The organism is Pseudomonas sp. MPB03 (assembly GCF_046605385.1).
In the GTDB taxonomy this organism is placed as follows: domain Bacteria; phylum Pseudomonadota; class Gammaproteobacteria; order Pseudomonadales; family Pseudomonadaceae; genus Aquipseudomonas; species Aquipseudomonas zanjanensis.
In genome coordinates, this window is record NZ_CP176770.1 from 3,343,817 (window position 1) to 3,367,008 (window position 23,192).

Sequence of the window (23,192 nt, forward strand, 5' to 3'; positions counted from 1 at the left end):
CAGGCCGCGTTCAACGTCACATCGCATCCTTTCCGTGGGTAGGGTTATGACTCAAGAAAATATTCATCTCGTTGCCTCTGCGGTGCCTCAGGCATCCCTCGGTGCCCATCCGGTGCTCAAGCTGTTGCCGCTCACGCTAACGGTCTTCATCGGTTTTCTGACCCTGGGCATGCAATTGCCGGTCTTGCCCCTTCACCTGCATGACACCCTGGGCATGGGCACCTTGGTGATTGGCCTGGTGGTCGGCGCGCAGTTCGCCGCGGCGTTGTTGTCACGAGCCTGGGCTGGCAATTTCGCCGACATGCGCGGTGGCAAGCGCGCGGTCATGGTTGGCCTGGTGACGGCGGCGGTTTCCGGGTTGGTCTATCTGCTTTCCCTGGCGTTCGTTGCCACGCCTGTGACCTCGGTCTGGCTACTGTTGGGCGGACGTGTGCTGCTGGCATTTGGGGAAAGTCTCATTGTCACCGGTGCGCTGGGGTGGGGCATGGGACTGGTGGGCGCGCAGCATGCCGGCAAGGTCATGGCCTGGAATGGCATCGCCATGTACGGCGCCTATGCCCTGGGCGCTCCGCTCGGCGTGGCGCTGAATGGCGGTTGGGGGTTCACGGGCATTGCCGTCGCCACGGTGTTCGTCCCGCTGCTGGCGCTGCTGATTGTTTCAGGTGTGCGGGCGGTCGCCCCTACAGCGACCCGGCGGGCACCGTTCTACAAGGTGATGGGGGCCGTGTGGATGCCAGGCATGGGGTTGGCGTTTTGCAGCGTTGGTTTTGGGGTCATCACGGCCTTTATCGCGCTGTTGTTCGCGGCCAGGGCCTGGGGCGATGCCTCCCTGGCGTTCACCGCCTTCGGCCTGGCCTTCATCGGTGCGCGCCTGCTCTTTGGCCACCTGCCCGACAAGATCGGCGGGGCCCGTGTCGCCCTGGTTTGCGTGGTGATCGAAGCCGTTGGGCTGTTGTTGATCTGGGGGGCAGACACGGCGGCAATCGCCTACTTGGGGGCGGCGTTCACCGGCTTCGGCTATTCCCTGGCTTTCCCGGGCTTCGGGGTGGAGGCGGTGAAGCGTGCGCCGCCGCAGAACCGCAGTCTCGCCATGGGCGCCTATGTCGCTTTCCTCGACATCTCCCTGGGGCTCAGCAGTCCGCTGGCCGGGGCGTTGGCGGGTACCTGGGGCATCGGCGCGGTTTACCTCGGCGGGGCCGTGGCGGTGATGCTGGCCGTTGTCGTGGCGCTGGTGCTGTTGCTGCCGGGGGCCCAAGGCCGGCAGCCGGTTTGAGTCCGTCAGTGGTGTTCCTCGATAGGTTTTAACAGGAGTTTGAAACATGCATGTATTCGTTACCGGTGCCACGGGCTGGGTGGGGTCTGCCGTGGTCCAGGAATTGAGGGGGGCCGGCTATCGGGTCACGGGCCTGGCCCGTTCCGAGCACAAGGTCGCTGCGCTGGCCGCGACCGGCGCGAAGGTGGTCCGCGGCACGTTGGAAGACCTCGACGTCCTGCACCAGGCCGCCTCGGCGGCGGATGCGGTGATTCACACCGCGTTCAATCATGACTTCTCGCGGTTTGCCGAGCACGCTGAGCAGGACCGCCATGTCATCGAAGTATTGGGCAGCGCGCTGCAAGGGTCTGAGCGGCCTTTGCTGGTGACGTCCGGCCTGCTGGGCTTGACCCGAGGCGCGAGCGAACTGGAGGTGCCCAGCCCGGCTTCGCCGCGCAAATCCGAAACGGCGGCCCGGGCGCTGATGGAGCGTGGTGTGCGGTGCGCGACCGTACGCCTGGCACCCTCGGTCCATGGCCTCGGCGACTACGGATTCGTGCCTCTCCTGATTCGCCTGGCCCGGGAGACGGGCGTCTCGGCCTATCTCGGAGACGGCGGTCACTTATGGTCGGGCGTGCACCGGCTGGACGCCGCACGGGTCTATCGGCTTGCGCTGGAGCAGGGCGTGACGCAGTCGGTCTACCACGCCGTCGCCGACGAGGCCGTGCCGTTCAAGGCCATTGCCCAGGCGATCGGTCGTGGCCTGGGGTTGCCGGTCGAATCCCGGGAGCGCGAGCATTTCGGTTGGTTTGCCCACATGGCGGCGGCGAACATGGCGGTGTCCAGCGAATACACCCGTGCCTTGCTGGGATGGACGCCAAGTGGCCCGAGCCTGTTGAATGATCTTGAGTTGCCGGGCTATTACCACGCCGATTGAAATGAATAACCTGTGGCGAGGGAGCTTGCTCCCGCTGGGTTGCGCAGCGACCCCAATATTTTACGGTCGCTGCGCAACCGAGCGGGAGCAAGCTCCCTCGCCACAAGGGCTGTGCGGGGCCTCTAGCGGGAAATGATCCCGTGGTCGATCGCGTATTTCACCAGGGCCGCGGGTTTGTCGATGTTCAGCTTGCGGCGGATGCTCAGGCGATGGGTTTCGACGGTACGTACGCTGATGTCCAGTTCACGGGCCATTTCCTTGTTGTTCAGGCCCTGGACCATTTTCGCCAGCACTTGGCTCTCCCGTGGCGTCAGCTCGTTGTCGCTGTGCGGGTCGGTGGCGAGTCGCTGGGCGATCTCGGCACTGTAGAAGGTGCCGCCGCTGATGATGGCCTCGATGGCCGCGATGATTTCCCGCGATGGCGCGTTCTTGAGCACGTAGCCGCTGGCGCCGGCGCGTACGGATTCGCTCACGTACTCATAATTGTCGTACATGCTGAGGATGAGGATCTTGAGGCTGGGGTATTGCTTGCCCAGTAATCGGGTCAGCTCAAGGCCGTTCTTGTCCTTGAGACCGATGTCCATCAGCAGCAGGTCCGGTTGGCAGCGACCGACCATTTCGATCGCCTGTGCGCCGTTCTCGGCTTCGCCTACCACGTCCAGTTGCGGCATCACCGAGAGCAGGGCCCTGATGCCGTCGCGGACCAAGGAATGGTCATCGACCAGCGCGACGCGAATCACGGGAGGCAGGGTCATCGGCAAGTACTCTGGTTGGAGTGGGGGCATCAGCTTTGCGTGACCGAGAGGTTCATGGGCAGCAGGATGTCCAGTTCGCTGCGGCCTGGCACCGACGTCACTTCCAGGCGTCCGCCGAAATGCTCGACCCGTTCGCGGATGTTCCGCAGGCCGATGCCGGCATGGCCGCGTTCCACTTGCGGGACGTTGAACCCCATCCCGTCATCGACCACCGTCAGGCGCAGGGACTGGCTGGAGCCGAACAGGCTGATGCCGACGCTTTTCGCCCCGGCATGGCGCTCGATATTGGTCAGGGCCTCCTGGGCAATGCGAAACAGCGAGACGGGGGCGCCATTTTCCAATCGGCAATCGAATTCGTTGCTGCGGTAGGACACTTCCAGCCCGCTGCGCTGCTGGAACTCGCTGGCGAGTTGGCCGATGGCGGCGGGCAGGCCCAAGGTGTCGAGCAGGGAGGAGCGCAAGTCGTGGGAGATGCTACGGATCTCGCCGATGGCGTCGCCCAGCCGGTCGGTGGCGGTCTTCAGGATGCCCAGGCCGTTTTCCTGACCGTTCTCCAACACATGGCTGGCCAGTTCGAACTGGAACTTGATCGACACCAGCAATTGGCTGATGCCGTCATGCAGCTCGCGAGAAACCCGTGAGCGTTCTTCTTCCTGCAGGCTGACGATGCGCTGGTTCAGCCGCTGCAGCTTCTTGTCCGCCAGGCGATGTTCGCTGACGTTCAGGGTCATGCCTCCGGCGAATACCAGCAGGACCGCTACCAATGCGATGGCCGCGATGGCTTGCATGGTGGTGTGGATGCCATGGGCGACTTCGTCACGGGCTTGTTGGGTGGCGCGTTCGACATCCTCCAGGTAGATCCCCGTGCCAAGCGTCCAGCCCCATTTGTCGAGCCTCACGACGTAGGCCAACTTGTCGGTCACCTGTCCGGAGGAGGGCTTGTTCCAGGCGTAGCGCTGGAAACCATCGCCTGACTCGGCGCTCCTGATCAACGCCTGGATCACCGGCAGGCCCTTGGGGTCCTTCATGTCCCAAAGATACTGCCCGACCAATTCCGACTGGCGGGCATGCATGAGGCTGCGACCCTGGCGGTCATACACGAAAAAGTAACCGTTGATGCCGAAGCTGAGCTTGCGCAGTTCTTCCAGGACCTGCTGTTGCGCGCGCGCGTCGCCCTGGCCGTCGTCATACAGCGGGGCGATCAGGCTCTGCGCCATCTCGACATAGTTCTTCAGCTCGGCGCGCTTGCTCGCCAGGATGCTGTCTTCGATCAGTTGCGCCTGTTGATCGCCCAATTGGCGGTTGAGCGAGATCACCAGGGCGCAGATGACCGCGATGGCCAGGACCAGCGGCAAGATCCCGAGGGCGACGATTTTGTGTTTGAGCAGCATCTGTACTCCTGTCCGGGCTCGGCGGGGAGGCGAATGGTGGGCATCATATGCCAATCCCGTGTGCGCCCAACAACCCTAACGGATATGAGGCTCAAAACTGTGGGAGCGAGCCTGCTCGCGAAGGCGGTGGGTCAGATAAATCACTATTTACCGACACTCCGCTTTCGCGAGCAGGCTCGCTCCCACAGGGAATCGCGGTTCTACGTAGTACTACGGATTTATTTATTGACCCGTTGCAGGGATATTGGGCCGGCTCCGAATAGCCGGGGCACACTATAAAAACAATCGCCGCAATCCACTGGATATCGGCAGGAGACACGCAATGACAACCCGTCTGGTTAAACACCTCGCCTGGTTTGCCGTGGCTGTTCTGGGAGCCTGTGCGTTGAGTGTCGTGGCCTTGCGCCGCGGCGAACCCATCAACGCCCTCTGGATCGTCGTCGCCGCCGTGGCCATCTACCTGGTCGCCTACCGCTACTACAGCCTCTTCATCGCCAACAACGTGATGCAACTCGATGCGCGCCGGGCCACCCCCGCCGTGCTCAACAACGATGGCCTGGACTACGTCCCGACCAACAAACACATCCTTTTTGGCCACCACTTCGCGGCCATTGCTGGCGCGGGGCCGTTGGTCGGGCCGGTGCTGGCGGCGCAGATGGGCTACCTGCCCGGCACGCTCTGGCTGATCGCCGGCGTGGTGCTGGCCGGTGCGGTGCAGGACTTCATGGTCCTGTTCCTGTCCACCCGCCGCAACGGTCGCTCCCTGGGCGACATGGTGCGCGAGGAAATGGGCCGTATCCCCGGCACCATCGCGCTGTTCGGCTGCTTCCTGATCATGATCATCATCCTCGCGGTGCTGGCGCTGATCGTGGTCAAGGCCCTGGCCGAGAGCCCGTGGGGCATTTTCACGGTGATGGCGACCATCCCGATCGCGATGTTCATGGGCATCTACATGCGCTACATCCGCCCGGGCCGCATCGGCGAGATCTCGATCATCGGCGTGCTGTTGCTGCTGGGTTCGATCTGGCTGGGCGGGCAGATTGCCGCCGACCCGGTCTGGGCCAAGGCCTTCACCTTCACCGGGATCCAGATCACTTGGATGTTGATCGGCTACGGTTTTGTCGCGGCGGTGCTGCCGGTGTGGCTGATCCTCGCGCCACGGGACTACCTGTCCACGTTCCTCAAGATCGGCACCATCGTCGCCCTGGCGATCGGCATCCTGGTCACCATGCCCGAGCTGAAAATGCCGGCACTGACCCAGTTCACCGACGGCACCGGGCCGGTGTGGAAGGGCGGGCTGTTCCCGTTCCTGTTCATCACCATCGCCTGCGGCGCGGTCTCGGGCTTCCACGCGCTGATCTCCTCGGGCACCACGCCCAAGCTGCTGGATAACGAAACCAACGCCCGCTACATCGGTTACGGCGGCATGCTGATGGAGTCCTTCGTGGCGATCATGGCCATGGTGGCCGCTTCGGTGATCGAACCGGGCGTGTACTTCGCCATGAACAGCCCGGCGGCGATCGTCGGTACTGATGTGGTGGCCGTGGCCCAGACCGTCAGCAGTTGGGGCTTTGCAATCACCCCCGACGCGCTGCAAGCGGTGGCCAAGGACATCGGCGAGACCACCATCCTGGCCCGTGCCGGCGGTGCGCCGACCCTGGCGGTCGGGATCGCGCAGATCCTGCACTCGGTGCTGCCGGGTGAGAACACCATGGCGTTCTGGTACCACTTCGCGATCCTGTTCGAAGCGCTGTTCATCCTCACCGCGGTGGACGCCGGCACCCGTGCCGGGCGGTTCATGCTGCAGGACTTGCTCGGCTCGTTCGTGCCGGCCCTCAAGCGCACCGAATCCTGGACCGCCAACCTGATCGCCACCGCCGGCTGCGTGGCGCTGTGGGGTTACTTGTTGTACCAGGGCGTGATCGATCCGCTGGGCGGCATCAACACCTTGTGGCCGCTGTTCGGCATTTCCAACCAGATGCTGGCCGGGATCGCCCTGATGCTCGCCACCGTGGTGCTGATCAAGATGAAGCGCCAGCGCTATGTCTGGGTCACGCTGCTGCCGGCGAGCTGGCTGCTGATCTGCACCACCACCGCGGGCCTGATCAAGCTGTTCGACGCCAACCCGGCGATCGGCTTCCTGGCCCTGGCGCGCAAATACAACGACGCCCTGGCCGCCGGCCAGATCCTGGCCCCGGCCAAGAGCATCGAGCAGATGCAGCACGTGGTGTTCAACGCCTACACCAACGCAACGCTGACGGTGTTGTTCCTGTTCGTGGTCTTCAGCATCCTGTTCTACGCGCTCAAGGTTGGCATCGCCGCCTGGGGCACGAAGGAACGCACGGACAAGGAAGCACCCTTCCAGGCCCTGCCGGACGCTTGATAGAGGATTGCAACGATGTTCAATGACTTGAGTCGCTTGGGTAAATACCTCGGTCAGGCCGCCCGCCTGATGGTCGGCATGCCCGACTACGACAACTACGTCGAGCACATGCAAACCAAGCACCCGGACAAGCCGATGATGGACTATGAGGCGTTCTTCCGGGAACGCCAGGAGGCCCGTTACGGTGGCAAGGGTGGGCCCAAGTGCTGTTGAACCGCTGACTGCCAGTGGATGATGCAACCCTGTGGGAGCGAGCTTGCTCGCGAAGGCGTCAGGTCAGTCGCCATTGATGTGGCTGACACACCGCTATCGCGAGCAAGCTCGCTCCCACAGTTGTTTTGGGGTGATCTCAGGATTTGCATACTCCACAGATCCCTTGTGGGAGCGAGCCTGCTCGCGATAGCGGAATGTCAGTCAAGGATAATGTCGACTGATCCACCGCCTTCGCGAGCAGGCTCGCTCCCACAGTTGTTTTGTGGTGTTCTCAGGATTTGCTTACATCACAGATCCCTTGTGGCGAGGGAGCTTGCTCCCGCTGGCGTGCGGAGCAGGCCCCGGCGGTTCTTCAGGCCGGCCGCATCAGCCGGTTTTGCGACTGCTGCGCAGCCGAGCGGGAGCAAGCTCCCTCGCCACGGGGCGGTTGTCTGGCTTGATTGCGGTGTTGATCAGTCCGCCAACAACACCGCTGCATCGAAGCCCACCCGCAAGTTGCCCCAATGACGGCCGCCGAAAAAGAACGGTACGTCGATCTCGGTCATGATTTCCCCGGTATCGCGCAGGTAGGTCTGCAGCAGGAAGCGCTGGACGTTGCCCGCCGCGCGCAGGCCGATCGGGTCGTTGAAGATGCGCTTGTTGCGGCACACCGGCAAATCCACCGCCCGGTCGCCGGTCGGCGGCTTGGAGACCCAGCTGTTATTCACCGGGCAATAGCCCTTGCTGTCGACCATGAACGACACCTTGCCACCCGGCGTGCTGCGGGTGAGCTTGTCGCATTCTTCCTGGCAGACCTGGGCAAAGCGTTCGGTGTAGCTGGTCATGTACTGCTTGGGATCGGTGCCGGGCACCAGCTGGTAATTCTGATCGAACAGGTTCAGGCCTTCCCGTTGCAGCGCTTCCAGGCGTACTTGCAGCGTATCGCGGCACTCGCTGGCGCGGGTGATGGCGGCATCCAGCTTGCCGTGCCCAAGGACGAAACGACCCAGCAGCGCCTGGACCTTCTCGGCCACGCCGGACAGGTCGCGAGTGGCCGTGGCCGAGTGCTGCATGCGCTGGTCGATCAACTGGCTATCGGCGTGAATCTGGGTGACCCGGTCGTTGATCCCGGTGTTGCTGTCGGCGAACTGCTGGATGTGGGTCGCGATGTCCGCCAGCTTGCCGTTGGTGGATTCGAAGTCGACGATCATGCTTTCGAAATGGCCGGAGGCGCGCTCCACCACTTTCTGGGTTTCCCGGGCGCTGTGGCTGATCTGCGTGGTCTGTTCATGGGTGGAACTGACCTCGTCGAGCATGGCGTCGATGTTGCGCGAGATATCGTCGGTGGCCCGGCTGACGTTTTGTGCCAGGGTCCGCACTTCATCGGCCACCACCGCGAAGCCACGACCGCTTTCGCCGGCCCGCGCGGCTTCGATGGCGGCATTGAGGGCCAGCAGGTTGGTCTGGGCAGAGATCTGCTGGATCAACCCGACAATCGACTTGATGCTCGACGAACGCTGGTTCAAGGCGCTCACCAGGGTGGCGAACTCACCAAGGCTGCTGGAGATTTCGCTGATGTTGCCAGTCACTTCCAGCAGCTCGGCGTAGGAATCGCGGGCCATGCTCAGGTTCTGCGCGGTGGTGCTGGAGATGCCCTGGGTCTGGCGCGAGACCTCTTCGATGCGGCCCACGGCGGTGTTGCTCTGGTCCATCACTTCCTTGGCGAAGCGCGCCTGGTGGGTGGCACTGTCGCTGGAGTCGCTGATGTTCTTCAGCGAACGGGCCGACTCGACAGCAATGTGCACGGTCAGCGCCTGGACATTGCTGATGATCTCCCGCTGCTTGGCCAGGAAGCGGTTGCAGGTGGCGGCGAGTGTGCGGATCTCGTCGTGGGTCACCAGCGGCAAGTCCTTGGACAGGTCGCCTTCGCCGTTGGCGATCTCTTCCAGGGCCTTGGTCATGGTGGTGACGGGGCGCACGATGAGGTGGCGGAAATACCAGACCATGAAGCTGATCATGCCCAGGGTCAGGACAGCGCCGAAGAGCAAGGCATGGGTGAGGCTGTCGAGCCGGCCCTCGATCTGCCCCAGCAGCGTGCCGTCCAACTGCGCGTTACGCAACAACAGCATGATCTCGGCGCGGGCGCTGAGGGCGACCCAATAAAGCAAGCCACTGACCAGCACCAACAGGAAAAGGCTCGACAGCTTTTTGGTGAGGGTATCGAAAAACTGCATCTCGATAGACTCGTACAAGGCCTTTAACGTCTGCATGCCGCTGCTCCTGGGCAAAAAAATCTCTTAATGGAATACATTCGACCGCGAGCGCCAAAGCTTTAGGGCGGCAGGGCAATTTGATATCACTCTGGCGCGAAATCCTGTGGGAGCAAGCTCGCTCGCGATGGCGCCGGCACATCCAACATCAATGCAACAGACTTACCGCTATCGCGAGCAAGCTCGCTCCCACAAAGGTTTTGGAACGATCATCATTTGATACAAAAGATTTACTGGGAATGATTCTCAAAGTATATTTGCTCTCATTAACGTCCCTTCCATGAGTGCGCGTCTTGAATCGTTCCACCCCCCTCGCAAATCGCAACGTCCTCATCCAGTGTGTGTTGCCAACCTTGTCCTGCTGCTTCATTGCCAGCCCGCTATGGGCGCAGGACGCTGTCGAACTGCCGGCCACGGCCATCCAGGGCAGTCGTGTCACTCAGGACGAGGGATATACGACGTCGCAAGCCAGCACGGCGAGCAAGAGCGATGTACCGATCAAGGAAGAGGCGCAATCGATCAACGTGGTAACCCAGCAGACCCTGGCGGACTATCAAGTGCGCTCTCTGGCTGATGCGATGAAGTTCGTCAGTGGCGTCAGCCAGGGCAACACCTTGGGCGGCTCGCGGGACTCGCTGGTCAAGCGTGGTTTCGGCACCAACGACGACGGCTCGATCCTGCGCGACGGCGTGCGTTCGAACCTGGGCCATAACTTCAGCGCCACCACCGACCGCGTCGAAGTGCTCAAGGGGCCGGCCTCGATGTTGTACGGCGCACTGGAGCCCGGCGGGTTGATCAACGTCATCAGCAAGAAGCCGGAATACACCCAAAGCACCACGCTGAGCGGTTCGGCCTACAGCGAAGGCGGCGGCACCATGGCCCTGGATACCACTGGGCCGTTGGGTGACACCGGGTTGGCTTATCGCCTGATCGCCGAACGCGGCCATGAGGATTACTGGCGCAACTACGGCGTCAACGAGAGCACCCTGGTGGCACCGTCCCTGGCTTGGACGGGTGAGCGGGCTTCGTTGAACCTGAGTTATGAGTACAACGAATATTCCAATCCGTTTGATCGGGGTACGGTGTTTACCAATGGGCATCCGGCCGATATCGACTATGACAAACGCCTGGATGAGCCTTGGGCCAAGAGTGTCGGTATTCGCGAAACGGCGACTGCGCGGTTCGAGTATGAGTTGAGTGAGGCGTGGAAAACGCGGGTGACTTATGGCTGGAACAATGACCGGTATAGTCTTTCGATTGCGCAGCCGAGCCTGTCAAAAACCGGTGTTTTCCAGCGAGCCGCCAACGGCGCTCATTATGATGATGAAACTCGTTATGCCAGTTGGGATTTCATCGGTAAACAGGAGTTGTTTGGTCAGCGTCACGACTTACTGGTTGGCGTCGATAATCAAGTATCGGATCAGTTTCGTGGCAAGACCTATCGTGGGGATGCGCAAGGAGGGTTTGACATTACAGCGCCGGTTTATGGTGGGTTGGCAGAACCTAGCAAGCTGAACGCAAAACAGAGCAACCTGAGTAACCAGCTGACCTCCAGCTCCATTTATCTCAAGGACAACTGGCACCTGGATGATCGCTGGATCCTGGTCTTCGGTGGGCGTTACCAGCATTACGATCAATTCACCACTCAAGGGATCGTCCAGGGTGCGCCGGTTCGCGACGACAATGGCGACGCCTTCGTTCCGTTCCTGGGGCTGGTCTACAAAGCCACCGAGACCCTGTCGCTGTATGGCAACTATAGCCGGTCGTTCAAGCCTAATGATGTTGTCGACAAGAATAGTCGTACCTTCCAACCAGAGGAGGGTCGCAGCTACGAAATCGGCGCCAAGTACGATCCGCTGCCGGGATTGAACATCAACGTCGCTTTGTTCGACATCGTCAAGAAGAACGTAGTCACCACCGTTGACGAAGTCTCGGAAGCCGCCGGCAAGGTCGGTTCCCAAGGTCTGGAGCTGGACATCACCGGTCGCCTGGCCGACCGTTGGGATTTGATCGGCACCTATGCCTACACCCACACCGAAATACTGGATGATCCCAAGGACGAGGGTCATCGCCTTCCCGATGCGCCAAAACACACCGCCAGCCTGTACCTGAGCCACCACCTGAACGTGCCTGCCGAATTCGGTGCCTGGCACGCCGGCGCCGGTGCCCGCTACGTCGGCGAACGTGCGGCCAATAAAGCCAACGATTTCTGGCTCAGCAGCTACACCGTCGCCGACGCCTTCCTGCGTTGGGAGTCGCCGGTGTTCGGGCACAAGACGTCGTTGCAACTGAACGTCGACAACCTGTTCGACAAGCAATACTACCCGTCTTCCACCGGCAGCCAGGTGCAGGTCAACGTCGGCGAGCCGCGCACTGCCAGGCTGAGCGCCAGCGTGACGTTCTGATTCCGCCGTGCTGAAACACAAAATGCCCGGGACCTGCGTCCCGGGCATTTTTTGTGCGGCTGTCAGCGACTAAACCACCGTGCTGCCAACGGGAGTCTGGGCGACACCGTATTTAACGCCCGTCCTGAGCGCATGACGAAGCTTCAGCGCCGGTCGCTCGACCCAGTAGTATGAAATCCCACTCAAGGCGAACGACAATACCAATACTGCGGTGACGATCAGGCCGCTGTACGCCACCGGCCAGAACGCCCGCAACACATACATCACCACGAAGTGATTGAGGAACACGCCGTAGCTGATATTGCCCAGGAACTCATCCAGTCGGTGACGCTTCCGCCTGCTAAGCAGGAACACCGCCGGCAGGCCCAGGGCGATGCCCAAGGTCACCTCGGCATTGAAAGGCCGACGGGGAATGATCCCCGCGACGATGGCCAGGAACATCAACGCGGCAACCAGCAGGGTGACGGACACGATCCACAGCCCCTTGGCCTGGGCCCGATACAGGTAGCTGCCGCAGAGAAAAATGAACAGCACACCTGGCAGCAGGCGATAGCCGTAGATGTCGGTGTCGAGGTAGCCCAGCGAGGCGACCATGAACACCGTCACGGACAGCGCAAAGGCAATACCCCGCGTCTTGTAGAGAATCAGGAACGGGATCAGCAGGTAAAAACCCATTTCCAGTCCCAGGGACCAGGCCGGTGGCAGGATCTCGGGTACGGTGATGCCGAACATGTAGAAGCCCAGCGGCAGGATCAGCAGGCTGGTGGCGATGTTTTCGAGGGTCAGGGCAGCGGCCTGGGGTGTGCCTGGCAGGAGAAAATGGATCACGACGCAGGACAGGACGAAGTACACCAGGAACTGCGGGTACAGCCGCAACAGTCGATCGATATAGAACAGGCCGATCTGGCCCGGGGTGTTGTAGGTCTTCTCGATCAGCGAGGTCATCACGAAGCCGCTGATGATCAGGAAGGACACCACGGCAACGACGCCGGGGTTCAATCCAAGAAAAGTCACGCCCATGTGCGAAACGGCCACCAACATGGCCAACAGCAACCGATAAGCCCCCAACGTGCATCATCCTTAATCAGAGTCGATCCGTTTGAGCGGTACGTTAGGTGGCTTTGCGAGCCGTTTATAGTGGTTTGCGGGGGGATGGCGGGGCAGTGGGGTCAATTGTCACATTTGACACATATGTGTCAGTGGGATGGCCATCGCAAGCAAGCTCGCTCCCACAGGGACCGGCGGCGTACACAAATAATGCATACCCCGCAGGCCCTCTGTGGGAGCGAGCTTGCTCGCGAAAGCGGTGCAACTGTCACAGAGATGCTGAATGTGCCACCGCCTTCGCGGGCAAGCCCAGCTCCCACAGGGATCGGGGGCGTACACAAATAATGCATACCCGCAGGCCCTCTGTCGGAGCGAGCTTGCTCGCGAAAGCGGTGCAACTGTCACAGAGATGCTGATGTGCCACCGCCATCGCGGGCAAGCCCGGCTCCCACAGGGATCGGGGGCATACATAAACATTGCATACACCGCAGGTCCCATTGTGGGAGCGAGCTTGCTCGCGAAAGCGGTGTAACTGTCACCGAGATGCTGAATGTGCCGTCACCTTCGCGGGCAAGCCCGGTTCCCACAGGGGTCGTGGCGTACACAAATGTTGCAATACACCGCGGCCCATGTGGGAGCGAGCCTGCTCTCGATGGCGATATAACGGATCACCGAAACGCCGGCACCACCTGCTGGATGAACAGTTCCAGGGATTTTTTCTTCTCGGCATGGGGCAGGCTGTTGTCGCACCAGAAGCTGAACTCATCCACTCCCAGTTCCTGGTAATACTTGATCCGCCCGATGATTTGCTGCGGCGTGCCGATCATGGTGTTCTTGCGGATGTTCTCCAGCTGGAATTCCGGACGCTCGGCGAATTTTTCTTCCGGGCTCGGCGCGAGGAAGCCGTTGACCGGTACCTGCTTGTTGCCGAACCAGGCATCAAAGGTGCGGTAGAACTTCGAAATCGCCTGGGCACCGATTTTCCAGCCTTCGGGATCGTCCACTGCGTGTACGTGGGTATGGCGCAGCACCATCAATTGTGGGCGTGGCACGTCGGGGTTGTTGTCCAGGGCGGCCTGGAATTTGTTCTTCAGGTCCAGGACTTCCTCATCGCCCTTCATCAACGGCGTGACCATCACATTGCAGCCGTTGGCAACGGCGAAATTGTGGGAGTCCGGGTCGCGGGCGGCGATCCACATCGGTGGGTGGGGCTTGCGGATTGGCTTGGGCACGCAGGTGGAGGTGGGGAATTTCCAGATCTCGCCATCATGGGCATAGTCGCCTTGCCACAGGGCGCGCACCACCGGGACCATTTCCCGCAGGGCCTGGCCGCCGGAGGAAGCCGGCATGCCGCCGGCCATGCGGTCGAACTCCACCTGGTAGGCGCCCCGGGCCAGGCCGACTTCCATGCGGCCATTGCTGATGACATCCAGCAGCGCGCATTCGCCGGCCACCCGCAGCGGGTGCCAGAACGGCGCGATGATGGTGCCAGCGCCCAGGTGAATGGTGGTGGTCTTGCCGGCCAGATACGCCAGCAGCGGCATCGGGCTTGGCGAGATGGTGTATTCCATGGCGTGATGTTCGCCGATCCAGACGGTGCTGAAACCGCCGGCCTCGGCCAACAGGGTCAACTCGCTCAGGTCTTCGAACAGCTGGCGATGGCTGACGCTTTCGTCCCAGCGCTCCATGTGTACGAACAGGGAAAATTTCATGGCGCTTTCTCTTATTTGTTGACGATCGGTTCAGGCGAGGACGGGCAGGGCGCCCATCTTGCCGTGGCAATAAACCAGCGGTCCCGGTGTGTGCTGCGGCACGATCAGGTTCTTCACGGCGCCGACCATGATGGCGTGGTCGCCGCCTTCGTATTCGCGCCACAGTTCACACTCGATGATGGCGGTGGCGTTGCTCAGCAGCGGGTTACCCAGTTCACTCAAGGTCCATTCGATGCCTTGGGCCTTGTCCTTGCCTTTGCGGGCGAAGGCATAGGCTTCGTTCTGTTGGCCGCCGGAGAGGACATGGATGGCGAAGCGCTTGTTCTTGATCAGCACCGGGTAGGAATCGGAGCTGTAGTTGGGGCAGAACAACACCAGCGCCGGCTCCATCGACAATGAGCTGAAGGCACTGGCGGTGAGGCCGACGATCTGGCCGTCGTCATCGAGGGTGGTGATCACCGTCACCCCGGACGGGAACGAGCCCATGACTTGTTTGTACACGTTGGCATCGATCATCGGACGATCCTCGGGCTGTGGCGGTTGTGGGCGCGCGATGTTCATCAATGGGCACCTGCGGCTTTGTTCAGGTCGCTCTCGGCCCATTGGGTGTAGACGCAGGCATCGGCGGTGGCCCAGCGCACACGCACCGGGTCGCCAGCCTTGAGTGGCATGCCGGCGGCGGACAGCGCCTTGACGGTCATGGCCGTGCCGCCGGAGGTCACGACGCTGCAGGTCTGGCTTTCGCCGAGGAACAGCACTTCGACGACCTTGGCCGAGACCTCATTCCAGCCGGCCGCCAAGGGTTCCTGGGTCGCTTGCTCGACGCTCAGGGCGAGGGCTTTTTCCGGGCGCACCATCAGCAGCACGTCCTGGTCCGTTTGCAGGCCGGCGGTCAGGCGGATCGACAGCGACTGGCCTTCGAAACTCGCCACGGCATTGCCCTGGGCCTTGAGCTTGAGGAAGTTGGAATTGCCCAGGAATGACGCGACAAAGGCGTTCGGCGGGTTCTGATAGAGGTCATAGCCGCTGCCCAGGCCGACGATTTTGCCGTGGCTGAAAATGGCGATGCGCTGGGACAGGCGCATGGCTTCTTCCTGGTCATGGGTGACGTAGACGATGGTGATGCCCAGCCGACGGTGCAACTGGCGCAGTTCGTCCTGCAAGTCTTCACGAAGCTTTTTATCCAAGGCCCCGAGAGGCTCATCCATCAGCAGGATGCGCGGTTCATAGACCAGTGCCCGGGCAATCGCCACGCGTTGTTGCTGGCCGCCGGACAGTTGCGAAGGGCGACGATGGGCGAACTCTCCCAGCTGCACCAGCTTGAGCATGGCGTCGACCCGGCGTTCGCGCTCGGCGCTGGCCAGTTTGCGAATCGCCAGGGGAAAGGCAATGTTGTCGCGCACCGAAAGATGAGGGAACAACGAGTAGCGCTGGAACACCATGCCAATGTCGCGTTTGTGCGGTGGTACGTTGACCAGGGATTTGCCGCTCACCAGGATCTCGCCGCTGCTGGGGGTCTCGAACCCGGCCAGCATCGACAGCGTGGTGCTCTTGCCCGAGCCGCTGGAGCCGAGGAAGGTCAGGAACTCGCCGTCCTGGATCTCCAGGGAAATATCGTCCACGGCGGCAAAGTCGCCGTAGTGCTTGTTCAGGTTGCGCAGGCTGACCAGGGTCTTGTTGTTCTGTTGTGCGGGGTCTTTGACGGCACTCATCGTGTTCTCCTAGGCGCTCAAGCGCTGATTTCGTTGCGCCGGCGCAGGGCGGCGGCGATCACCATCACCAACACCGAGAGGCCGATCAGCAGCGTCGAAGCGACGGCGATCACAGGCGTCAGGTCCTGGCGCAGGGTGGTCCACATCTTGACGGGCAAGGTTTGCAGGGTCGGGCTGGCCATCATCACGCTCAGGACTACCTCATCCCACGACACCAGGAACGCGAACAAGGCGCCGGCGACCATGCCCGGGCGAATGGCCGGGAACGTCACCTTGAACACCGCTTGCAGGCGCGAGGCGCCACAGATCACGGCGGCATCCTCGATGGATTGGTCGAACAGCTTGAGCGAGTTGATGATCGAGATGATGGTGAATGGCAGCGCGACGATGACGTGGCTGACCACGAAGGCGAACATCGTCCCGGTGTAGCCGAGCTTGAGGAACAGTGCGTACACCGCCACGGCGATGATCACCAACGGCACGATCATTGGCAGGGTGAACAGGCCGTAGAGCATTTCCCGGCCCGGGAAGCGTCCGCGCACCAGGGCAAACGCCGTCGGCAGACCCAGCGCCACGGCGCAGACGGTGGTCAGCAGCGCAACCTTGAGGCTGGTCAGCGCCGCGCTCATCCAGTCGGGGTTGGAAAAAAACTGGCCGTACCATTTGAGCGTCCAGCCCGGGGGCGGGAAGACCAGCCATTGGGACGATCCGAACGACAGCAGCACGATGAACGCGATGGGCAACAGCAGGAACAGCGCGATCAGCCCGGTGATGAAATACAGGCCGAACCGCATGCGCCGGCTCATGGCATTGGGAGTCAGGAGCATGACGGCTTACCTCGCGTTGCTGGCGCCCACCGGGGATTCCGGCTGGAGCTTCAGGTAGAAGTAGAACAACACCAGGGTGATCGCCACCAACAAGGCGGCACCGGCACTGGCCAGGCCCCAATTGAGGAACGACTGCACCTGCTGGATGATGAATTCCGGCAGCATCATGTTCTGCGCGCCGCCCAGCAGGGCCGGGGTCACGTAGTAACCGAGGGACATCACGAATACCATCAGCCCGCCGGAGAACAGCCCCGGCCGGCACAGCGGCAGGAACACCCGGAAGAAGTTGGTCCAGGGGCTGGCGCCGCAAATCGAACCGGCCTGCAGGATCATCGGGTCGATGGCCTGCATGGTCGCCTGCAACGGCAGGACGATGAACGGGATCATGATGTAGCTCATGCCGATCACCACGCCGGTGAGGTTGTGCACCATCTCCAGCGGCTGGTCGATGATGCCCAGGGCCATCAATGCCTTGTTCACTACCCCGGAGGCCTGCAACAGCACCAGCCAGGAGTAGGTGCGGGCCAGCAGGCTGGTCCACATCGACAGCAGCACGATGTTCAGCATCCAGCGGCCCCAGCCATGGGGCACCAGGGTGATGGCCCAGGCCAGGGGGAAACCCAGCAGCAGGCTGAACAATGTCACCAGCCCGGCCACCGAAAAGGTGTTGAACAGCACCCGGGCGTAGGCCGAGTTGGCGAACAATTGCTCGTAGTTGCCCAACCCGGGCACCGGCTCCAGCACGCCGCGCAGCAGCAGGCCGATCAGCGGCGCCAGGAAGAACAGGCCGAGGAACAGCAGGGCGGGGAGCAGGTTACCGGCCCCGCGCCAGCGCTGCAGCCGCGACGGCGCTTGCGGTGCAATGGCCGGGACGGTTGCCACACCGGCAGCGCCAGCGGCGCCCCCGGTGTGCTGGGTTGCCGTTGCCGACATTTTCATTTGACCAGCCATTCGTTCCACCGTGTCGCGATGTCCTGACCGTTCTTGGCCCAGTACGCGAAATCAAGCGTGATCTGATCCTTGGCGTAGGCAGTCGGCAAGTTGGGAGCGAGCACCGAATCCAGGCGTGCGACGCTGTCGACGTTAACCGGCGCGTAGGCGGTCAGGTTGGAGAAATCGGCCTGGCCCTTGGCGCTGCTGGCGTTGGCCAGGAACTTCATGGCGGCGGCCTTGTTTTTCGAGCCCTTTGGAATGACCAGGATGTCGGCCATGACCAGGTTCTGCTTCCAGCTCACGCCGACTGGGGCGCCGTCTTGTTGCAGGGCATAGATACGGCCGTTCCAGAACTGGCCGATGCTGGCCTCGCCGGACGCGAGCAGTTGCTGGGACTGCGCGCCGCCGCCCCACCAGACGATGTCTTTCTTGATGGTGTCGAGTTTCTTGAAGGCGCGGTCCAGGTCCAGCGGGTAGAGCTTGTCCTGGGATATACCATCGGCCAGCAGGGCCAACTCAAGCACGCCGGGGCTTGGCCATTTGTAGAGGGCGCGTTTGCCGGGATAGGTCTTGGTGTCGAACAGTGCCGACCAATCCGTTGGCTTGCCCGTGCCGAGCTTGCCTTCGTTGTAGCCGAGCACGAACGAGAAGTAGAACGAGCCGACACCGTGGTCGGAGACGAAACGCGGGTCGATCTTGTCGCGTTGGATGACCGAGAAATCGAGGGGTTCGAGCAGGCCTTCGGCTGCGGCGCGCAAGGCGAAGTCGGCCTCGACGTCGACCACGTCCCACTGCACGTTGCCGCTTTCGACCATGGCCTTGAGCTTGCCGTAGTCGGTGGGGCCATCCTGGACCACGGTGATGCCGCTGGCCTTGCTGAATGGGTCGGCCCAGGCCTGCTTTTGCGCGTCCTGGGTGCTGCCGCCCCAACTGACGAAGTTGACGCTTTCAGCGGCCATCGTCGCCTGGCTGGTGATACTCAGCACGCCGGCAAAAAGAATTGCGGCTGCACGTTTCTTCAACACCATTTTCACGCCCTCATTGTTGTGTTTATTGAGCGGGCTTTTGTTCGCCCACTTATCGGGAGCATTGGTCCAACTGGCCTTGCGGGGGACCGTGCCAAAGGTTGGCTGGAGCGCTCGGTCTATGGAATATCATATTATGGTATTCCAAACTTTCTGCAAGGGTTTTGCCGTACCGGCTATCTGTCCGGGGGATATTTTCCCTTCCATTCCTGAGTCGAATCCTTGTGGGAGCGAGCTTGCTCGCGATCGCGGTGTATCACTCTCCATTCATGTCGGCTGGTTAATTGCTATCGCGAGCAAGCTCGCTCCCACAGGGGATTGTGCGTGGCTTCGGGTTTATCCAGTGAAAGGAATACTTTCCACCACTTCCAAGTCATAGCCAGTCAACCCCGCATACTTGAGCGGTGGTCCCAGGTGCCGCAATTTCCCGACGCCCAGGTCCTGGAGAATTTGCGCGCCGGTACCTACTTCAGAATAGATGCGCGATTGCGACCGACTGAACTGTCGTGGCGGCTGGGTCAGTTGCGGTACACGCTCGAGCAGCGCCTGGGACGACTCGTGGTTGGCCAGCACGACCACCACGCCGCAACCTTCCTCCGCCACCCGCTGCAGGGCCGCCCACAACGTCCAATTGGACGGTCCGTTGTATTCGGCACCCACCAGGTCCCGCAGTGGATCGATCACATGCACCCGCACCAGGGTCGGTTCTTCCCGACGAATGTCGCCCATCACCATCGCCATGTGCACGCCGCCTTCGATGCGGTCTTCGAAGGTGAACAAGCGGAAGGTGCCATGCACCGTTGGCAGTTCCCGCTCGCCGATGCGCGCCACGGTGTGCTCGGTGCTCAGGCGGTAGTGGATCAGGTCGGCGATGGTGCCGATCTTGATGCCGTGCTTGCGAGCGAAAATCTCCAGATCCGGGCGGCGGGCCATGGTGCCGTCATCGTTCATCACTTCGACGATTACCGATGCAGGTGTGAAACCCGCCAGGCGCGCCAGGTCGCAACCGGCTTCGGTGTGCCCGGCCCGGGTGAGCACGCCGCCTTCCTTGGCCCGCAGCGGGAAGATATGCCCCGGTTGCACAATGTCGTTGGGCCCCGCATCGACGGCCACGGCGGCGGCGACGGTGCGCGCCCGGTCGGCGGCGGAAATACCGGTGGTCACGCCGGTGGCAGCCTCGATGGACACCGTGAACGCGGTGCTGAACACACTGCCGTTGCTCGGTACCATTTGCTCAAGTCCCAGGCGCTGGCAGTGCTCGTCGGTCAACGTCAGGCAGATCAGCCCCCGGGCTTCGCGCGCCATGAAGCTGATGGCCTGGGCATTGCAACAGTCGGCGGCCAGGAGCAGGTCACCTTCGTTTTCCCGATCTTCGTCATCCACCAGCAACACCATCTTGCCCAGGCGGTAGTCTTCGATGATTTCCTGAATGCTGTTAAAGGCCATGTCGGGCTCTCTTTGTTTTGAAGGGCTTGCTGGAATGACGTTGTGGTATACCATAATACAACACAAACCGAGAGGTCACTATGAAGGCGTACTGGATTGCTCATGTGGATGTCACCGACCCCGATCAATACAGCCAATACACCCAACGGGCGCCAGCGGCGTTCGCCTTGTATGGCGGTCGGATGCTGGCCCGGGGCGGGCGCAGCGAAGCGATGGAGGGCAGGGCCACGCCGCAGCGCAGTGTGGTGATCGAGTTCGATTCCTACGAACAGGCGCTGGCCTGCTACCACTCGGCGCAGTATCAGGAGGCCAAGACGCACCGTGAAGGCGTGGCCCGGGCCGAGGTGATCATCGTCGAGGGTGTTATTCCACTGTAGGAGCTGTGTAGGAGCTGTCGAGTGCAACGAGGCTGCGATCTTGTCCCTGACAGTTGAGTCTCAAGCGAAAGACCAAGATCAAAAGATCGCAGGCTTCGCCAGCTCCTACAGGGGCGTCAGCGAATGAAGTGGATCTTGCCGCTGTCGTCGTTGCCCATGTAGATGCCATAGACCCCGGCCTGGCGTTCCTCGATATAACGTTCGAGGATCTGCCGGATGGCCGGGTAGTAGATGCTGTCCCATGGAATTTCATCCGGGGCGAAGAACCGGTAGGCAAGGGTTTCCGGGCCGAACTGCCCGGTGATCTCCAGCGCGGTGGCGCGGAAGATGATGTACACCTCGCTGATCTTCGGCACGCTGAAGATGGAGTAGGGCGAGACGATTTCGGCGCGCACACCGGTTTCTTCCCAGACTTCCCGCAGCGCGGCCTGTTCGGTGGTCTCGTTACCCTCCATGAAACCGGCCGGCAGCGTCCAGGTGCCGGGGCGTGGCGGGATGGCGCGCTGGCACAGCAGGTACTTGCCATCCTGCTCGATGATGCAGCCGGCAATGATCTTCGGGTTGACGTAGTGGATGTAGCCGCAACCACCACACATCAGTCGCTCATGGGTATCGCCCGCTGGCAGGCGGTGATCGAGGTCACTGCCGCCGCACTTTGGACAAAAGCTCGGGCTGAACATGGCTAGCGACCTATGCGTGGTTCTTTGAGGGCAATGGGCGGGATGATCTCGGGGATTTCACCGGTCTCTTCCTGCTGGCGCTTGAGGTAGTCCAGGGCGACCTTGGCGGCGGCGCGTACGTGGTCGACGCAGGCCTGGTGGGCGGCCAGGGGGTCGCCGCTCTTGATCGCCTCGACCATCCGTTCCATTTCCTGGTTGCTGCTGCCGCGACGGTTTTCCTGGGACACCGAGGTCGCCCGCAGATAGCTGATGCGCGCCTGCAACTGGCGCAACTGGGTGGCGGCCACGTGGTTGCCGGAGCCTTCGAGCAACACGTCGTAGAAGCCTTGCACCGAATCGATGACCTGTTGCAGCTCGCCTTCCTTGAGGGCCTTGCGGTTTTCCTCGAGGGCTTTCTCCAGGGCCTTGATGTCCTTGGCCTTGGCACGCAAGGTGAACAGTTGGACGATCAGGCCTTCGAGCACGCAACGCAGCTCATAGATGTCCACGGCATCGGCCAACGTGATGATGGCGACCCGTGGGCCCTTGGCATCGGCAAACTCCACCAGGCCTTCGGATTCCAGGTGGCGCAAGGCTTCACGCACCGACGTGCGGCTCACGCCCAGGCGATCGCACAGATCCCGTTCGACCAGGCGATCGCCCGGCAGGAGCTGGAAGTTCATGATGGCGCTTCGCAATTTATCCAGCACGATCTCGCGCAGGGTAACGGGGTTGCGATTGACCTTGAAGCTGTCGTCGAGTGGCAGGCGTTTCATGGGGTCCGCTCTGTAATATGGCTGTCCATGCCAAACGGGCAACATCCGTGCACGTTCAGATCAAACAGCCGAGGGTTGACTGGAGGCCTCGGCATCGGCTTCGGCGAAGGCTTCACGGGCAAGCCGGAAACTGTCCACGGCAGCGGGAACGCCGCAATAGATACCGACCTGAAGCAGAATTTCGCGTATTTGCTCACGACTCAAGCCGTTACGCAAGGCGCCACGCACATGCAGCTTGAGTTCGTGTGGGCGATTGAGCGCGGAGATCATCGCCAGGTTGATCATGCTGCGCTCCTTGAGTGATAAACCCTCGCGACCCCAGACATGACCCCAGCAATACTCGGTGACCATTTCCTGCAGCGGCCGGGTGAAATCGTCGGCGTTCTCGATGGAACGGTTCACGTAGTCCTGGCCCAGCACCTGGGTGCGGATCTTCAGGCCTTGTTCGTATTTGTCATTGCTCATGGGCGATCCCTGGAAAAAGTGCTGAACCTGTGGGAGCGAGCTTGCTCGCGATAGCGGTGTATCAGTCACAGTAATATTGGATGTGCTGCCGTCATCGCGAGCAAGCTCGCTCCCACTGGGGGATGTGTAGGGTCATCAAGCCAGCGCGGGCAGTGGGCCCAGCTTGCCCTTGTGGTAGATCATCGGCGTCACCGGCTGCGCGGGCAGGATCAGGTTCTTCACCGCGCCGACGATGATCGCGTGGTCGCCGCCATCGTATTCGCGCCACAGCTCGCATTCGATGATCGCCGTGGCTTTGCCCAGCAACGGATTGCCCAGCTCGCTCAGGTGCCAATCGATGCCCTTGGCCTTGTCCTTGCCTTTACCGGCAAAGGCGTAGGCTTCGGCGGTCTGGTCGGCGGACAGCAGGTGGATCGCGAACTGCTTGCTGTCGCGCAGCACCGGGTAGGTGTCAGACGCATAGTTGGGGCAGAACAGTACCAGCGCTGGGTCGATCGACAGCGCGCTGAACGCGCTGGCGGTGATGCCGACGATATTGCCCTCAGGGTCCAGGGTGGTGACCACCGTGACGCCGGACGGGAAGGAGCTCATGACTTCTTTGTAGATGCCGGGTTCGATCATTTCTCAG

The 23,192-nt window shown here is 61.7% G+C and carries 21 protein-coding genes; 6 read left to right on the top strand and 15 right to left on the bottom strand.

From position 1 onward, the window contains the following. The first annotated feature begins 46 nt into the window (after window positions 1-46). Window positions 47-1,273, top strand: a complete 1,227-nt coding sequence (locus tag ACLH0I_RS14800) for an arabinose transporter (protein WP_411384577.1) — start codon at window positions 47-49, stop codon at window positions 1,271-1,273. A 46-nt stretch (window positions 1,274-1,319) separates the two neighbouring features. Then, window positions 1,320-2,189: an SDR family oxidoreductase gene (locus ACLH0I_RS14805; RefSeq protein ID WP_411384578.1), complete on the top strand. Its 870-nt coding sequence runs from the start codon at window positions 1,320-1,322 to the stop codon at window positions 2,187-2,189. 122 nt (window positions 2,190-2,311) lie between these two features. On the opposite strand, the gene ACLH0I_RS14810 is transcribed toward ACLH0I_RS14805, so the two are convergent. Together ACLH0I_RS14810 and ACLH0I_RS14815 are read right to left on the bottom strand one after the other, a co-directional pair. Beyond that, on the bottom strand, window positions 2,312-2,944 hold the full coding sequence (locus ACLH0I_RS14810; protein WP_186730920.1) for a response regulator: 633 nt from the start codon (window positions 2,942-2,944) through the stop codon (window positions 2,312-2,314). Between the two features lie 29 nt (window positions 2,945-2,973). Continuing rightward, window positions 2,974-4,335: a cache domain-containing protein gene (locus tag ACLH0I_RS14815; RefSeq protein WP_411384579.1), complete on the bottom strand. Its 1,362-nt coding sequence runs from the start codon at window positions 4,333-4,335 to the stop codon at window positions 2,974-2,976. Between the two features lie 322 nt (window positions 4,336-4,657). On the opposite strand from ACLH0I_RS14815, the gene ACLH0I_RS14820 reads away from it, so the two are divergent. Together ACLH0I_RS14820 and ACLH0I_RS14825 are read left to right on the top strand one after the other, a co-directional pair. Beyond that, window positions 4,658-6,718, top strand: a complete 2,061-nt coding sequence (locus ACLH0I_RS14820) for a carbon starvation CstA family protein (RefSeq protein ID WP_045156376.1) — start codon at window positions 4,658-4,660, stop codon at window positions 6,716-6,718. 15 nt (window positions 6,719-6,733) lie between these two features. Beyond that, entirely contained in the window at window positions 6,734-6,931 is a 198-nt protein-coding gene (locus ACLH0I_RS14825; protein ID WP_003182142.1) for a YbdD/YjiX family protein, read from the top strand. Between the two features lie 452 nt (window positions 6,932-7,383). Here ACLH0I_RS14825 and ACLH0I_RS14830 read toward each other — a convergent pair whose 3' ends face one another. Continuing rightward, window positions 7,384-9,180 (bottom strand): methyl-accepting chemotaxis protein, encoded by a 1,797-nt coding sequence (locus tag ACLH0I_RS14830; protein WP_411384580.1) that lies wholly within the window; start codon window positions 9,178-9,180, stop codon window positions 7,384-7,386. A 293-nt stretch (window positions 9,181-9,473) separates the two neighbouring features. Between ACLH0I_RS14830 and ACLH0I_RS14835 the strand changes: the two genes are divergently transcribed. After that, window positions 9,474-11,585, top strand: a complete 2,112-nt coding sequence (locus tag ACLH0I_RS14835; protein ID WP_411384581.1) for a TonB-dependent siderophore receptor — start codon at window positions 9,474-9,476, stop codon at window positions 11,583-11,585. Window positions 11,586-11,654: 69 nt separating this feature from the next. Here the strand turns inward: ACLH0I_RS14835 and ACLH0I_RS14840 are convergent, their stop codons facing one another. From ACLH0I_RS14840 to ribBA, 8 genes are all read right to left on the bottom strand, one after another. Then, window positions 11,655-12,653, bottom strand: a complete 999-nt coding sequence (locus tag ACLH0I_RS14840) for an acyltransferase family protein (RefSeq protein WP_411384582.1) — start codon at window positions 12,651-12,653, stop codon at window positions 11,655-11,657. A 647-nt stretch (window positions 12,654-13,300) separates the two neighbouring features. Continuing rightward, complete coding sequence (locus ACLH0I_RS14845) at window positions 13,301-14,344, bottom strand: LLM class flavin-dependent oxidoreductase (RefSeq protein ID WP_411384583.1); 1,044 nt, start codon at window positions 14,342-14,344, stop codon at window positions 13,301-13,303. Window positions 14,345-14,374: 30 nt separating this feature from the next. Beyond that, on the bottom strand, window positions 14,375-14,860 hold the full coding sequence (locus ACLH0I_RS14850) for a flavin reductase family protein (RefSeq protein ID WP_411387507.1): 486 nt from the start codon (window positions 14,858-14,860) through the stop codon (window positions 14,375-14,377). Between the two features lie 44 nt (window positions 14,861-14,904). After that, window positions 14,905-16,056: an ABC transporter ATP-binding protein gene (locus ACLH0I_RS14855; protein WP_250965465.1), complete on the bottom strand. Its 1,152-nt coding sequence runs from the start codon at window positions 16,054-16,056 to the stop codon at window positions 14,905-14,907. A 17-nt stretch (window positions 16,057-16,073) separates the two neighbouring features. Next, complete coding sequence (locus ACLH0I_RS14860; RefSeq protein WP_411384584.1) at window positions 16,074-16,883, bottom strand: ABC transporter permease; 810 nt, start codon at window positions 16,881-16,883, stop codon at window positions 16,074-16,076. A gap of 6 nt (window positions 16,884-16,889) precedes the next feature. Further along, complete coding sequence (locus ACLH0I_RS14865) at window positions 16,890-17,822, bottom strand: ABC transporter permease (protein WP_411384585.1); 933 nt, start codon at window positions 17,820-17,822, stop codon at window positions 16,890-16,892. Then, window positions 17,819-18,844 carry an ABC transporter substrate-binding protein gene (locus tag ACLH0I_RS14870; protein WP_411384586.1) on the bottom strand — a complete coding sequence of 342 codons (1,026 nt, stop codon included), beginning with the start codon at window positions 18,842-18,844 and terminating at the stop codon, window positions 17,819-17,821. Before ACLH0I_RS14870 ends, ACLH0I_RS14865 begins: the two co-directional genes overlap by 4 nt. Before the next feature lie 333 nt (window positions 18,845-19,177). Continuing rightward, complete coding sequence (gene ribBA / locus ACLH0I_RS14875; RefSeq protein ID WP_411384587.1) at window positions 19,178-20,287, bottom strand: bifunctional 3,4-dihydroxy-2-butanone-4-phosphate synthase/GTP cyclohydrolase II; 1,110 nt, start codon at window positions 20,285-20,287, stop codon at window positions 19,178-19,180. An 80-nt stretch (window positions 20,288-20,367) separates the two neighbouring features. On the opposite strand from ribBA, the gene ACLH0I_RS14880 reads away from it, so the two are divergent. Further along, a complete protein-coding gene (locus ACLH0I_RS14880) occupies window positions 20,368-20,664 on the top strand; it encodes a DUF1330 domain-containing protein (RefSeq protein WP_250965470.1) in 297 nt (98 codons plus the stop codon). Between the two features lie 116 nt (window positions 20,665-20,780). Here ACLH0I_RS14880 and ACLH0I_RS14885 read toward each other — a convergent pair whose 3' ends face one another. The 4 genes from ACLH0I_RS14885 to ACLH0I_RS14900 all read right to left on the bottom strand — a co-directional run bounded on the left by ACLH0I_RS14885 (window position 20,781) and on the right by ACLH0I_RS14900 (window position 23,185). After that, entirely contained in the window at window positions 20,781-21,344 is a 564-nt protein-coding gene (locus ACLH0I_RS14885; RefSeq protein WP_411384588.1) for an NUDIX hydrolase, read from the bottom strand. Between the two features lie 2 nt (window positions 21,345-21,346). Next, window positions 21,347-22,099 carry a GntR family transcriptional regulator gene (locus ACLH0I_RS14890; protein WP_186710459.1) on the bottom strand — a complete coding sequence of 251 codons (753 nt, stop codon included), beginning with the start codon at window positions 22,097-22,099 and terminating at the stop codon, window positions 21,347-21,349. Between the two features lie 60 nt (window positions 22,100-22,159). Further along, the gene (locus ACLH0I_RS14895) at window positions 22,160-22,564 is read right to left on the bottom strand and encodes a carboxymuconolactone decarboxylase family protein (RefSeq protein WP_003201685.1); all 405 of its coding nucleotides are present in this window, start codon (window positions 22,562-22,564) and stop codon (window positions 22,160-22,162) included. A 135-nt stretch (window positions 22,565-22,699) separates the two neighbouring features. Continuing rightward, the gene (locus ACLH0I_RS14900) at window positions 22,700-23,185 is read right to left on the bottom strand and encodes a flavin reductase family protein (protein ID WP_186710455.1); all 486 of its coding nucleotides are present in this window, start codon (window positions 23,183-23,185) and stop codon (window positions 22,700-22,702) included. Window positions 23,186-23,192 lie beyond the last annotated feature (7 nt).

What these genes read in the sequence shown, in the direction of transcription:
- ACLH0I_RS14800 (WP_411384577.1), top strand. Translation starts at nt 47, where the DNA reads ATGACTCAAGAAAATATTCATCTCGTTGCCTCTGCGGTGCCTCAGGCA.
- ACLH0I_RS14805 (WP_411384578.1), top strand. Translation starts at nt 1,320, where the DNA reads ATGCATGTATTCGTTACCGGTGCCACGGGCTGGGTGGGGTCTGCCGTG.
- ACLH0I_RS14810 (WP_186730920.1), bottom strand. Translation starts at nt 2,944, where the DNA reads ATGACCCTGCCTCCCGTGATTCGCGTCGCGCTGGTCGATGACCATTCC.
- ACLH0I_RS14815 (WP_411384579.1), bottom strand. Translation starts at nt 4,335, where the DNA reads ATGCTGCTCAAACACAAAATCGTCGCCCTCGGGATCTTGCCGCTGGTC.
- ACLH0I_RS14820 (WP_045156376.1), top strand. Translation starts at nt 4,658, where the DNA reads ATGACAACCCGTCTGGTTAAACACCTCGCCTGGTTTGCCGTGGCTGTT.
- ACLH0I_RS14825 (WP_003182142.1), top strand. Translation starts at nt 6,734, where the DNA reads ATGTTCAATGACTTGAGTCGCTTGGGTAAATACCTCGGTCAGGCCGCC.
- ACLH0I_RS14830 (WP_411384580.1), bottom strand. Translation starts at nt 9,180, where the DNA reads ATGCAGACGTTAAAGGCCTTGTACGAGTCTATCGAGATGCAGTTTTTC.
- ACLH0I_RS14845 (WP_411384583.1), bottom strand. Translation starts at nt 14,344, where the DNA reads ATGAAATTTTCCCTGTTCGTACACATGGAGCGCTGGGACGAAAGCGTC.
- ACLH0I_RS14850 (WP_411387507.1), bottom strand. Translation starts at nt 14,860, where the DNA reads ATGATCGATGCCAACGTGTACAAACAAGTCATGGGCTCGTTCCCGTCC.
- ACLH0I_RS14855 (WP_250965465.1), bottom strand. Translation starts at nt 16,056, where the DNA reads ATGAGTGCCGTCAAAGACCCCGCACAACAGAACAACAAGACCCTGGTC.
- ACLH0I_RS14860 (WP_411384584.1), bottom strand. Translation starts at nt 16,883, where the DNA reads ATGCTCCTGACTCCCAATGCCATGAGCCGGCGCATGCGGTTCGGCCTG.
- ACLH0I_RS14865 (WP_411384585.1), bottom strand. Translation starts at nt 17,822, where the DNA reads ATGAAAATGTCGGCAACGGCAACCCAGCACACCGGGGGCGCCGCTGGC.
- ACLH0I_RS14870 (WP_411384586.1), bottom strand. Translation starts at nt 18,844, where the DNA reads ATGGTGTTGAAGAAACGTGCAGCCGCAATTCTTTTTGCCGGCGTGCTG.
- ribBA (WP_411384587.1), bottom strand. Translation starts at nt 20,287, where the DNA reads ATGGCCTTTAACAGCATTCAGGAAATCATCGAAGACTACCGCCTGGGC.
- ACLH0I_RS14880 (WP_250965470.1), top strand. Translation starts at nt 20,368, where the DNA reads ATGAAGGCGTACTGGATTGCTCATGTGGATGTCACCGACCCCGATCAA.
- ACLH0I_RS14885 (WP_411384588.1), bottom strand. Translation starts at nt 21,344, where the DNA reads ATGTTCAGCCCGAGCTTTTGTCCAAAGTGCGGCGGCAGTGACCTCGAT.
- ACLH0I_RS14890 (WP_186710459.1), bottom strand. Translation starts at nt 22,099, where the DNA reads ATGAAACGCCTGCCACTCGACGACAGCTTCAAGGTCAATCGCAACCCC.
- ACLH0I_RS14895 (WP_003201685.1), bottom strand. Translation starts at nt 22,564, where the DNA reads ATGAGCAATGACAAATACGAACAAGGCCTGAAGATCCGCACCCAGGTG.
- ACLH0I_RS14900 (WP_186710455.1), bottom strand. Translation starts at nt 23,185, where the DNA reads ATGATCGAACCCGGCATCTACAAAGAAGTCATGAGCTCCTTCCCGTCC.